Origin of the sequence: Methyloversatilis universalis FAM5 (assembly GCF_000214035.2) — a bacterium.
GTDB lineage: Bacteria > Pseudomonadota > Gammaproteobacteria > Burkholderiales > Rhodocyclaceae > Methyloversatilis > Methyloversatilis universalis.
The window spans coordinates 107,375-118,155 of sequence record NZ_AFHG01000049.1 but is presented as its reverse complement, the minus strand read 5'-3'; the positions used below and the strand labels follow the sequence as shown (position 1 = coordinate 118,155).

Annotated in this window: 12 protein-coding genes; 6 read left to right on the top strand and 6 right to left on the bottom strand. The window is 67.5% G+C overall.

Translation table 11 applies throughout. The annotated features are described in order from the left end of the window. The 4 genes from METUNV1_RS10615 to METUNV1_RS10600 form a co-directional block, all read right to left on the bottom strand. Nucleotides 1-857, bottom strand: an 857-nt coding sequence (locus tag METUNV1_RS10615) for a transposase (RefSeq protein ID WP_043359684.1), incomplete at its 3' end; no start/stop codon positions are given. 441 nt (nucleotides 858-1,298) lie between these two features. Beyond that, entirely contained in the window at nucleotides 1,299-1,556 is a 258-nt protein-coding gene (locus METUNV1_RS10610; protein ID WP_008061554.1) for a hypothetical protein, read from the bottom strand. Between the two features lie 76 nt (nucleotides 1,557-1,632). Next, entirely contained in the window at nucleotides 1,633-2,394 is a 762-nt protein-coding gene (locus METUNV1_RS10605; RefSeq protein ID WP_008061552.1) for a hypothetical protein, read from the bottom strand. A gap of 225 nt (nucleotides 2,395-2,619) precedes the next feature. Next, on the bottom strand, nucleotides 2,620-3,507 hold the full coding sequence (locus METUNV1_RS10600; protein WP_043359681.1) for a LysR family transcriptional regulator: 888 nt from the start codon (nucleotides 3,505-3,507) through the stop codon (nucleotides 2,620-2,622). A gap of 95 nt (nucleotides 3,508-3,602) precedes the next feature. Between METUNV1_RS10600 and METUNV1_RS10595 the strand changes: the two genes are divergently transcribed. From METUNV1_RS10595 to METUNV1_RS10580, 4 genes are all read left to right on the top strand, one after another. Next, entirely contained in the window at nucleotides 3,603-4,418 is an 816-nt protein-coding gene (locus tag METUNV1_RS10595; RefSeq protein ID WP_008061548.1) for a DODA-type extradiol aromatic ring-opening family dioxygenase, read from the top strand. Next, nucleotides 4,415-5,002, top strand: a complete 588-nt coding sequence (locus METUNV1_RS10590) for a cytochrome b (RefSeq protein WP_008061547.1) — start codon at nucleotides 4,415-4,417, stop codon at nucleotides 5,000-5,002. Before METUNV1_RS10595 ends, METUNV1_RS10590 begins: the two co-directional genes overlap by 4 nt. Before the next feature lie 54 nt (nucleotides 5,003-5,056). Further along, complete coding sequence (locus METUNV1_RS10585) at nucleotides 5,057-5,632, top strand: YceI family protein (protein WP_008061546.1); 576 nt, start codon at nucleotides 5,057-5,059, stop codon at nucleotides 5,630-5,632. A 75-nt stretch (nucleotides 5,633-5,707) separates the two neighbouring features. Then, complete coding sequence (locus tag METUNV1_RS10580) at nucleotides 5,708-6,271, top strand: antibiotic biosynthesis monooxygenase (RefSeq protein WP_008061545.1); 564 nt, start codon at nucleotides 5,708-5,710, stop codon at nucleotides 6,269-6,271. A 319-nt stretch (nucleotides 6,272-6,590) separates the two neighbouring features. On the opposite strand, the gene METUNV1_RS10575 is transcribed toward METUNV1_RS10580, so the two are convergent. Continuing rightward, on the bottom strand, nucleotides 6,591-7,235 hold the full coding sequence (locus METUNV1_RS10575; protein ID WP_008061539.1) for a histidine phosphatase family protein: 645 nt from the start codon (nucleotides 7,233-7,235) through the stop codon (nucleotides 6,591-6,593). A gap of 439 nt (nucleotides 7,236-7,674) precedes the next feature. Between METUNV1_RS10575 and METUNV1_RS10570 the strand changes: the two genes are divergently transcribed. Beyond that, nucleotides 7,675-8,181 carry a TRAP transporter small permease subunit gene (locus tag METUNV1_RS10570; protein ID WP_008061531.1) on the top strand — a complete coding sequence of 169 codons (507 nt, stop codon included), beginning with the start codon at nucleotides 7,675-7,677 and terminating at the stop codon, nucleotides 8,179-8,181. Between the two features lie 25 nt (nucleotides 8,182-8,206). Next, entirely contained in the window at nucleotides 8,207-9,865 is a 1,659-nt protein-coding gene (locus METUNV1_RS10565) for a TRAP transporter large permease (protein ID WP_008061524.1), read from the top strand. Here the strand turns inward: METUNV1_RS10565 and METUNV1_RS10560 are convergent. After that, entirely contained in the window at nucleotides 9,848-10,654 is an 807-nt protein-coding gene (locus tag METUNV1_RS10560; protein WP_043359706.1) for an alpha/beta fold hydrolase, read from the bottom strand. The two genes, METUNV1_RS10565 and METUNV1_RS10560, sit on opposite strands and share 18 nt — an antisense overlap. Between the last annotated feature and the right edge of the window lie 127 nt (nucleotides 10,655-10,781).

Here is a 10,781-nt window from a genome sequence, read left to right as displayed (position 1 = left end):
TGTGCGCTGCTGGCGTCGATCACCGGCAGCAGCAGTTCCTGTTCCGACCCGGTGCCGTGCGCCTGCGCATCGACCACGATCTGGTGGGCGGCATCGACCGTGGCCACCCCGGTATAGCCCTGGACCACGCCCTTGGCGGTGGCCATCTTGGCCGAGTCATTGTCGGTGCGATTCGACAGGCGCACCGCGCCCCTGGCGCCCTGCCTGTCCTGCGGGTTACGCGCCAGCCAGTCGCGGATCTTCGCCGCCTCGCGGCTCAGACGTTCGCGGGTGCGCTGTGCGCGGGCCACGTCCTGTTCGCCCGCCTGCGCATCGCGCGCCTTCTGCTCGGTGATCATGCGCTGCACGGCCGCCTCCATCTTCGCGGCCTCGCGCTCGAAGTCGGCCCGCGTGCCGCTCTTCGCTTTGGAGGCATTCGACGGCAGCTTCACGCCGTCGATGGCGAAGAGCTCTCGCCCGATCAACCCCTGGCGGTCGCACACCAGCAGCACCTGGGTGAAGAGCGCGCGGGCCTCATCGCCCAGATGGCTGATGAAGTGGGCGACGGTGGTGAAGTGCGGCGCGCTGTCGCCGGAGACGGCCATGAACAGCACGTTGTGGCGGCAGGCGGTAGCGATGGCGCGCGAACCGATCAGCCCGCGCGAGTAGCCGAGCAACACGATCTTGAGCAGCACCGCCGGATCGAAGGCCGGGGCACCACCGGCGTCGTTGGCATAGCGGGCGCGGAGCGCGGAAAGATCGAGGTCGTTGTCGACCAGGTGGCAAAGCGCGAACTCGAAGGTGCCGGGCAGCACCTGCTGCGCGAAATCGACCGGGATGAGCTTCAGGCCGTAGTCAGGCGTCTTGAATCGCGGCATCGCGGGGCTCCGGAGAGGCGATGCGAAATCATAACGACGGCATGTGGACGGCGGTGGGGCGGGAGGGGTTTTTCTACAGCCTCAACGCTTGAATTCAGCGGCCGCCGCAGGCGGTCCGCTGGAATGATGGGTTGGGCGTCGCATCACAACTCCTGCTCACGGCCGACTAGGACCACTGCGTCTGGCGAACTGGCTGGCCAAAAAACCAAACCGAACGGTGCGGCTTCGATCATGAGCCCCGGCTCTTTCACATTCCACTGACTCAAGTCCGCATCGGCATCGATCACCTCACGTACGCGCCCAGGTGTTCTACCTCGCTCGATGAGCACACGGTCACCCACTTGCGCAGTCTGTCCTGTCGCGTAGTTCATGACGCTCAACGTTTGAGTTCACCCGACATGCGGCAGCCGCAGGCTGACGCATGTCGGGTGCAACGAAGGGTTAGGCTGCTGCAAGACGCTCGACCCAAACGCGCTCACCGGGATGATGCTGACCAATGGTGTCCAGGGCGCCCTCCAGCACTGATGGATTAGCGATGAAATCATCGAGCGAGTACACGAAACGCGTGACCATGGTTAGGTGCATGCCAGCGAGTTGCTCATGCGAGACGGCGCTTGCTGAGCACCACACGGGGTGGACACCGTTGGCGAGGCGCAGCGCTTCAGTGAAGCCGTCCGGAGTAAGAGCGAGGATCACCATGATTGTGGACGAGCGGCCTAACGTCCAAGTTCAGGGGCGCGCCGCTGATAGGCGGAGCGTCCCTTGCAACGCCGGGTTAGCCCCCATGTTGTGACAGAGGAACGAATACACCCACGTGCCTTTCTATGTTGTATGAGACACCCCCGCCGAACTTGTAGTCGTCTGTGTGCGTTTCAAGTTCCTCCGAATCGGACTCGTACAAAGTAAAGCGGTACTTTTTGCTGAATGAAGCTGATCCGGGCTCTGCATCAACGATAAGCTCGGCAACATACTCTCCAGGCTTCCAGACGAACAGGTCGTTAAACAACTTGGTAAAAGGAGCGACCAATTCTTGTTCGGCGACGACCATCTCATTGTCCTGCACTGTCTTCGCCTTTAGCTTCTTTTGGATATCCGCCCTAAGGGCGGACTCCGCCTCTCGATACAGCTTCTCAGTCGCTCGATCGAATAAGTTGAGGAAGTTTGTGCCATGAGCCCATGTGTCACCTGGCTTTAGCGAAAATGGGACAAACAGAACGGATGCCTGCGAAGATGGTGTTTCAAAGTAGTTTTGTGCCGGAAGCGTCAGCAACGGCGCGCTGTCTCGGGCAATTACGATTCGCAGAGACCGAATTCGTAGTTCTCGCCCACCAGTATTTCGAATGCTGACGAACATTCCGACGTTTGGGTTTCCGACTTTATGAGTTACTTGGATGCGGCTGTGAACTTCCACGTCAAGACGCCGCGGACGGAACCAGAGGTGAACTGGCGGCAATTGAGACAGCACAAGGGCAAGCGCAGCAACGACAGCCGCCCAAAATTGCCAATCGAGATATAGAGGAGTGGGAGTTCCTGTCATACGCGATCCTTTGGGGCTAACTTTGTTTTCTGGCGCAGTTTTGCGCCATAACTACGGAGGCTGCCGGATAAACAGGCAGGGTTGGTCGGACTGAAACGGCTTCCGGTCGTACGTTTCGACGCGTCATGCTGTGTATTCATCCAGTATTAAACAGCGATGAAAAACCTCACCCCTTCAATTTCACCTCTGGGTCATCTGGAATGTACCCGAACAGGCTGCTTCCAACTATGCCATCAGCCTTTCGGCCAGCCAGTCCATCAGCACCCTGACCCGATGCGGCACATGCCGGTTGCCGGGCAGCACGGCATACACACCCAGTTCGGGCGTGGTGCAGCCGGTGAGCACCGGCAGCAGGCGACCGTCGGCCAGCCAGGGGTCGAGGATGAAGTCGGGCTGGCAGGTGAGGCCCATGCCGCGGGCGGCGGCTTCGGTCAGGAGGTCGCCGTTGCTGGCGGTGAGCGGGCTGCGCAGCGGCACGGTGACGGTGCGCCCCCCGGGCGTGGTGAAGGTCCAGCTCGGATTGGCGGCGACCGCGGTGTAGCCGAGGCAGGGGTGGTTCGCGAGGTCTTCCGGGGTGGCCGGGGTGCCGTGGCGGGCAAGGTAGTTGGGTGAGGCGACCGCGATCAGGCGGCTGGTGCCGATGCGGCGGGCAACGGTGGCCGGGTCGAGCTTCGCGGTGACGCGGATGGCGAGGTCCATGCCCTCTTCGATCAGGTTTACGCGGCGGTCGTTGTAGTCGATGTCGAGCGTGACCTCCGGGTAGTGCTCGGCGAAGTCGAGCAGCAGCGGCGACAGCCGTTTGAGACCGTAGCTCAGCGGCGCACCGACCCGGATCGGGCCGCGCGGTGTCTGCCGCTCCTCGGCGATGCCGGTTTCCGCCGCCTCGACCAGATTCAGGATGACGCGGCATTTTTCCAGATAGGCGGTGCCGGCCGAGGTGAGCGACAGCCGGCGCGTGCTGCGCGCCAGCAGCTTGGCGCCGAGGTGGGCTTCGAGCGCGGCGATCTGCCGGGTGACCACCGAGCGCGCCACGCCGAGCTGCTGGGCGACGGCGGAAAAGCTGCCCAGTTCGGTTACGCGCACGAACAGCTGCATAGCGTCGAGCCTGTCCATTGTTGTCAATCCAGCAACGATGATTTCCGGATTGTCGTCTATTTCGATCAAACCGGAATGACTAAGCTGCAGGCATCGCATCAAGGATGTCTGCCATGTCTGCCCGCCCCGCCCCTGCCAGTCTGTTCGTTCCGCACGGCGCACCCACTTTCGCGCTGCGCCCGGGTGCGGCCGGTGCGGCGCTGGCCGCCAAGGCCGAAGCGCTGCCGCGGCCGCGCGCGCTGGTGGTGGTGAGCGCGCACTGGGACAGCGCCCAGCCCACCGTGGGCACCGCCGACCGGCTGGACACCATTCACGACTTCTACGGTTTCCCGCCCGAGCTGTACGCGATCCGCTACCCGGCCACCGGCTGCCGCGAACTGGCCGGCCTGGTCGCCACGGCCATCGAGGACGCCGGCCTGCCGGTGCGACTGGACGCCGAACGCGGCCTGGACCACGGTGCCTGGGTGCCGCTGCGGCTCATGTATCCGGATGCCGACGTGCCGGTGATTCCGCTGTCGCTGCAGAGCCGCGGCGGCGCCGAAGGCGCGTACCGGCTGGGCCGCGCGCTGGCGCCGCTGGCCGCGCAGGGCCTGCGCGTGCTCGGCTCCGGCAACCTGACCCACAACCTGCGCGACTGGCAGATCGTCGCGCACGGCGACGGCCGGCCGCCGGCCTATGTGCGCGCCTTCGCCGACTGGTTCGCCGCACGCTTGGCCGAGGGCGACACCGCCGCCCTGCTCGACTACCGCCGCCGGGCGCCGGATGCGGTGCGCGCCCACCCGAGCGAAGAACACCTGCTGCCCTTCTTCGTCGCGCTCGGCGCGGCGGGCGAAGGCGCGCTGGCCGAGCGCTTTCACGCCGGCATCGACGACTACGTGCTGGCCATGGACGCCTGGGCCTTCACCCCCGCGCAAGGAGCACTGCAATGAGCCTGAAGAACACCGCCGCGAACTACGGCCGCGTCGCAAAGTGGCTGCACTGGAGCACCGCCGCGCTCTTTCTCGCCGCCTACGTATCGGTCTACTACCGCCAGTGGTTTACCGAGAAGCAGACTCCGGAGAACTGGACCGCGCTGCAGATCCACCTGTCGGTGGGCGTGAGCATCGCGGTCATCGTGGCACTGCGCGTGATCTGGCGGCTGATGAACCGGGTGCCGGACGACGAGCCGGGCACGCCGCTGGCGCACCGCGCCGCCCATCTCGGCCATCTGGCGCTGTACGCGGTGATGATCGTGGCGCCGATCACCGGCTACCTCGGCACCGGCGTGAATACGGATTTCTTCTTCCTGTTCGAGATTCCGAAGTTCGAAAGCACCGCACTGTTCCAGAGCGCGGTGGTCGACGGCCTGGGTCTGGATTTCAAGACCTTCGAAAAGCCGATCGATTTCATCCACAAGGATGTGCTCGGCGCGCGACTGATCTGGCTGCTGGTGCTGGGCCATGTCGCGGCTGCGCTGTACCACCACTTCGTCAAGCGTGACCGCACGCTGGTGAAGATGACTTCCGGCGGCTGAGCCGCTTTCACCCTCGCTGCATATATACAGATGTACTTCAACCGGAGAACTGCCATGACCCCGCTCAAGACCCTTGTCGCCTCGCTCGCCTTCGCCGCCGTCGCCGCCCCGGCACTGGCCGCACCGCAAACCTTCAAGCTCGACACCAACCACACCTTCCCGCGCTTCTCGTACAGCCACTTCGGCTACTCGACCCAGCTGAGCCGCTTCGACAAGACCACCGGCACGGTCACGCTGGACCGCGCCGCCAAGACCGGCGCCGTCGACATCACCATCGACACCAAGTCGGTCAGCACCGGCTCGGCGCTGTTCAACGAGCACATCCAGGCACCGGACTTCCTGGACACCGCCGCCTACCCGACCGCCACCTTCAAGTCGACCAAGGTCACCTTCGACGGTGACAAGCCGGTCGCGGTCGATGGCGTGCTGACGCTCAAGGGCGTGAGCAAGCCGGTCACGCTGAAAGTGACCAGCTTCCAGCTGATGCCGCATCCGATGCTCAAGAAGGACGCCATCGGCGCCAACGCCACGGTGACGGTGAAGCGCACCGACTTCAACATGGGCAAGTACGCGCCGAACGTCGGCGACGACGTGACCATCGACATCGCGATCGAAGCCATCAGCGAGTAAGGTGCTGCCCTGCGGCGCCCGGCACGGCCGGCGCGCCGCCCCCCTTGCATCGCCCGGAACCGAAGGGAGAAACCGATGAGCGCCACCCCTCCGCAAGCCCATGTGACCCGCATCGCCCGCCGCCGGGCGAAGCTCGGTTACGAGCAGGAATACGAGGCGGTGATCCGCGAAATGTTCGCGGCCATGCGCGAGGCGCCGGGCTTCATGGGCGCACAGATGATCTCGCCTGAAACCCCGGGCGGCGACTATCAGGTGATCGCCCACTTCCGCTCCGAGGCCGACCTGAAGGCCTGGGACGAAAGCCCCACCCGCGCCGCGCTGCAGCCGCGCCTGTGCGCGGCCGGCGAGAACGAACCGGAGTACCGGGTGCTGACCGGGCTGGAAGCGTGGTTCGGCCCGCAGGTGGTCGCGCCCTCCGCCCACCCGCCGCGCACCCGCATGGCGCTGGTGACCTGGATGGGCATCTTCCCCACCGTGTCGCTCTATCTGTGGCTGGTCGCGCCCTGGCTCAGTCCGCTGCCCTTCCTGCCGCGAGTGGCCCTGCTGACCGGCCTCATCGTGGTCACCATGACCTGGGTGGTCATGCCCCGGCTCACCCGCCTGATGCGCGGGTTCCTGAATCCGGCCTCACGCGCCTGATCAGGCGCTTCACCACGCGGCACAGTGCGGTCGGGACAGGCGCGGGCCTGATCGATCGCGCACCGCCACGCGATCCCTCTCCGGCGGCACGCCCCGAGTGATTCCCCGGATTCGCCCGAACGCCTCATCAGCGCTGGCGCCATAGCGCGGTCCAGGGTGCATGCGGGCCGTGCGGTCGCGACCGCTTCGCACGCGCGCGGCCTCGCCCCCGCCTCACCTTCTCGCCCGACAACCTTCCGCGCGCACGGGGCGCTGCGGGCAGATGTCTGTTTCACGGCTCCGCCGGCGCTCGATCCGGCCCGTGATCAGGTCGCCCGGCTCAGGCAGGCAGTTCGTCCAGCGTACCGTCGAGGTGCGTGACGTCGCCCCAGCGCTCGATGCGCCAGCCGCCGGCGTCGTGCGCGATCCAGTTCAGCGCGCAGTTGGCGATGTCGAAATCGCGCTTGCCGGTGAGTGGCAGACCGCGCACGCGGCGGGCCACGATGTCGAGCACGCCGCCGTGGGTGACCAGCAGCAGCGTGTGTCCGGCGTGGCGGGCGCGCAGCGCCTCGACCAGCCCCCAGATGCGGGCGTCGAACTGGATCAGGCTTTCGCCGGTATCGCCCGGAAAGCGCAGCGCCGGTTCGCGGGCCTCGAAGCGCTGGAAAATGTCCGGATGCCGCTCGCGTGCCTCGCCGTAGGTGAGGCCCTGAAAGGCGCCGTAGTGACGTTCGCGCAGCAGCGGCTCAGGCATCACCGCCTGCCCGCGCGGCACCGCGATGCGGCCGGCGGTCACCCACGCGCGCCCGAGATCGGAGCCGTAAAGGTGATCGATGCGCTCACCCAGCAGCGCCTGCGCGGTGGCCTGCGCCTGTTTCAGTCCGTGATCGTTCAGCGGAATATCGATCTGGCCCTGCACCCGGCGATCGACATTCCAGGTGGTTTCGCCGTGACGGACGAGGCAGATGCGGGTGGTGGCGGTCATGACGGGCAATCCTTGTGCGATGCAGTATTGTAGGTCGCCGCCTCTGCCGGCGGGCGCGGCGCTGTTCTCGCCGCGCCCGCTCAGACGCCTCAGCCGCTCCACCGCTGCAATCGCGACGGGGCGTCGCTCCCACCGGATTGCACCGTTCCCGCGCACGTGGACGCGCAATTGTGGGAGCGACGCCCTCGTCGCGATTCTGCCCAGGACAGCGAACGCTGTCCGATCCACCGCCCGGATCGCGGCGAGGCGCCGCTCCCACGAAACCTGCCCAAAGCCCTCGCCGAGACCCCGGTGGGAGCGGCGCCCCCGCCGCGATACGGCCTCGCACCGCTCACCGCCCCCGCGCACGAGGCCCGCCTTCGCGCAATCGCCGGCACGGCAGACACCGCGGAGCGCCCGCTGCCGGTACCATCGCGCCTTCATCCTTCACCCGCCCGCCATGCGCGCACTGCTCACGCTCGCCGCCCTGATCGACCGCCTGAACGAGGCCTGCGGCCGGCTGCTGCCGTGGACCATCCTCGCGGCGGTGCTGCTGGCGGTGGGCAATGCGCTGGCGCGCAAGTTCGACGCCGGCTCGAACGCGCTGCTGGAGGCGCAGTGGTATCTGGTGTCCGCCGCCTTCCTGCTCGGTGCCGGCCGCGTGCTCAGGCTGGACGAGCACGTGCGCATCGACCTGCTGACCGCGCGCCTGTCGCCGCGCGGCCGGCTGAAGGCCGACATCGCCGCGCTCGCGCTGACCGTGCTGCCGGTATGCCTGCTGATGCTGTGGCTGTCCTGGCCCTGGTTCCTGTCGTCGTGGCTCAGCCACGAAGTATCGGCCAGCGCTGGCGGCCTGCCGCTGTGGCCGGCGCGCATCCTGGTGCCGGCCGGCTTCGCGCTGCTCACGCTGCAGGCCCTGGCGCTCATCGTGCGCCGGGCCGCGGCACTGCGGGAGGCCGACGCATGACACGCCGTGACCGGAGGGTCGTCCGATGACCGCCTGGCTGGCCGCCAATCTGGCCCCGGTCATGTTCGCCGCCATGGTGCTGTTCCTGCTGTCCGGCGCGCCAGTCGCGTTCGCGCTGGCGACCTGCGGCATCGTGTTCGGGCTGATCGGCATCGAACTGGGCCTGCTGTCGGCCTCGCTGGTGCAGGCCATGCCGGACCGGGTGTTCGGCGTCATGAGCAACGACACGCTGCTGGCCATTCCCTTCTTCACCTTCATGGGCCTGCTGCTCGAACGGTCGGGCATGGCCGAAGACCTGCTCGACACGGTGGGCCGGCTGTTCGGCACGCTGCGCGGCGGGCTCGCCGTCGCGGTGGTGCTGGTGGGCGCCATGCTGGCGGCCACCACCGGCGTGGTCGCGGCCTCGGTCATTTCGATGGGCCTGATTTCGCTGCCCATCATGCTGCGCGCCGGCTACGACGCGCGGCTGGCCAGCGGCGTGATCGCCGCGTCGGGCACGCTGGCGCAGATCATTCCGCCCTCGCTGGTGCTCATCGTGCTCGGCGACCAGCTCAACCGCCCGGTGGGCGACATGTACCGCGGCGCGCTGCTGCCCGGCCTGCTGCTGACCGGTCTGTATCTCGTGTATGTGCTGGCCATGGCCTGGCTGAAGCCGCGCAGCGCACCGGCGCTGCCGGAGGCGGACGACCACGACGCCGCCGAACGGCGTGGCGTATGGGCGCTGTTCGCGCTGGCGGTAGCCGCCGGTGTGGCAGCCAGCCAGCTGCCTGCGCTGCAGGCGCATACGGCGGACGCGCGCGCGCTGCTGTCGGTCACCGCCGGTGGCGCGGTGGCCTGGATCGCCGCGCTGGCCGACCGCCTGCTGCGGCTGAACCTGCTGCCGGATCTGGCCCGCCGCGTGGCCTTCGTACTGATGCCGCCGCTGGCGCTCATTTTCCTGGTGCTCGGCACCATCTACCTCGGCCTCGCCACGCCGACCGAAGGCGGCGCAATGGGCGCGGCCGGCGCGCTGCTGATGGCGCTGGCGCGTCGCCGCCTGAGCGGCGAACTGCTGAACCAGGCGCTGGACCGCACGGTGCGGCTCACCTGCTTCGTGCTGTTCATCCTGATCGGCGCGCGGCTGTTTTCGCTCACCTTCTACGGCATCGACGGCCACCTGTGGGTCGAACACCTGCTGCTGTCGCTGCCCGGCGGCCAGACCGGCTTCCTGATCGCGGTCATGCTGCTGGTGTTCGTGCTCGCCTTCTTCCTCGACTTCTTCGAACTGGCTTTCATCCTGGTGCCGCTGCTGGCGCCGGTGGCCGACAAGCTGGGCATCGACCTGGTGTGGTTCGGCGTGCTGCTGGCGGTGAACATGCAGACCTCATTCATGCACCCGCCCTTCGGCTTCGCGCTGTTCTACCTGCGCTCGGTAGCGCCGAAGACGCTGCCGACGCGCGACATCTACTGGGGCGCCGTACCCTTCGTCGGCATACAGATCCTGATGGTGGCGCTGGTGCTGGCCTTCCCGCAGCTGGTGACCGCCAACCTCGGTGGCCCGCAGCGGGCGGCCGGTCAGGGCAGCGTGATCGACGCCGATTACGAACGCACCGCCGGTCAGCTGCTGCTGCCGGCCGGCCATCCGGACGCCGCGCTGGAAGCGGCCATCGAACGCGCCGAGGCGCTGTCAGGCGGGGCCGAGTAAGGCCGCCACCGCCTGCGCGCAGGCCTCCGGCGCCTCCATCGGCACCAGATGGCCGGTCGGCAGTTCGACCCAGTCGCGGCCCCAGAAGCGGCGGTTCTGTTCGCGGCCGGCCAGCCTCAGTTCTTCCGAATCGCGACCGGCAATGAAGCCCACCGGCACGCCGCGCGCGCGCAGCCGCCGCACCGCACGCAGCGCTTCGCGGTGGGCGATGGTGGCGTATACGTCGCGCTCGGTTTCGCGCGGAATGGCCAGCGTGACGCTGCCGTCGGGCAGCGTGTGCAGGCCGGCGCGCAGGAAATCTTCAAACACACCGGGCGCCCAGCGCCGCACGAAGTCCTTTTCGCCGAGGTGGGCGCGCGCCTCGTCTCGCGAGGCCCAGTGCTGGCGCCTGCGCGCCGCCACCGGCGCCGGGCCGACCCGCCAGGTCAGGCCCGCAGCCTTGGCCGCCGACACCAGCGCAGCGCGCCAGCCCAGCACCATCGGTGAATCGATCAGCACCACCCGCACCGGCCGGCCGCGCTGGCGGGCCGCAGCCATGGCCGCCAGCCAGCCGCCCATCGAGTGACCGACCAGATCCAGCGGCCCTTCCGGCAGCCGTTCAACCAGGGCGCACACCTGCGCGTGCAGACGCCGCCAGCCACGGCCCGGACCGTGCTGCGCGTCGGCGCCGAGCGCCTCGATCGCGTGCAGCGTGCGGCTGCCGGCCAGCGGTTCGAGGAAGCGCCGATACACGCCCGCGGGGTAGCCGTTGGCGTGAAGGAAAAGCAGCGGCGGAAGTGATAAGGTCATCGTGCGCCACAGCATAGCGTTGCAATGCAGGTGCCGATACGGCACCCGACAGCGGTTTGAGACACATCAATGCTGCAGCGCACGATCCAGCGCAGACTGGACTCAACTACCCCACCAATCGGAAGGA

What these genes read in the sequence shown, in the direction of transcription:
- METUNV1_RS10565 (WP_008061524.1), top strand. Translation starts at nt 8,207, where the DNA reads ATGACCGCCTGGCTGGCCGCCAATCTGGCCCCGGTCATGTTCGCCGCC.
- METUNV1_RS10570 (WP_008061531.1), top strand. Translation starts at nt 7,675, where the DNA reads ATGCGCGCACTGCTCACGCTCGCCGCCCTGATCGACCGCCTGAACGAG.
- METUNV1_RS10600 (WP_043359681.1), bottom strand. Translation starts at nt 3,507, where the DNA reads ATGGACAGGCTCGACGCTATGCAGCTGTTCGTGCGCGTAACCGAACTG.
- METUNV1_RS10610 (WP_008061554.1), bottom strand. Translation starts at nt 1,556, where the DNA reads ATGGTGATCCTCGCTCTTACTCCGGACGGCTTCACTGAAGCGCTGCGC.
- METUNV1_RS10590 (WP_008061547.1), top strand. Translation starts at nt 4,415, where the DNA reads ATGAGCCTGAAGAACACCGCCGCGAACTACGGCCGCGTCGCAAAGTGG.
- METUNV1_RS10585 (WP_008061546.1), top strand. Translation starts at nt 5,057, where the DNA reads ATGACCCCGCTCAAGACCCTTGTCGCCTCGCTCGCCTTCGCCGCCGTC.
- METUNV1_RS10560 (WP_043359706.1), bottom strand. Translation starts at nt 10,654, where the DNA reads ATGACCTTATCACTTCCGCCGCTGCTTTTCCTTCACGCCAACGGCTAC.
- METUNV1_RS10605 (WP_008061552.1), bottom strand. Translation starts at nt 2,394, where the DNA reads ATGACAGGAACTCCCACTCCTCTATATCTCGATTGGCAATTTTGGGCG.
- METUNV1_RS10580 (WP_008061545.1), top strand. Translation starts at nt 5,708, where the DNA reads ATGAGCGCCACCCCTCCGCAAGCCCATGTGACCCGCATCGCCCGCCGC.
- METUNV1_RS10575 (WP_008061539.1), bottom strand. Translation starts at nt 7,235, where the DNA reads ATGACCGCCACCACCCGCATCTGCCTCGTCCGTCACGGCGAAACCACC.
- METUNV1_RS10595 (WP_008061548.1), top strand. Translation starts at nt 3,603, where the DNA reads ATGTCTGCCCGCCCCGCCCCTGCCAGTCTGTTCGTTCCGCACGGCGCA.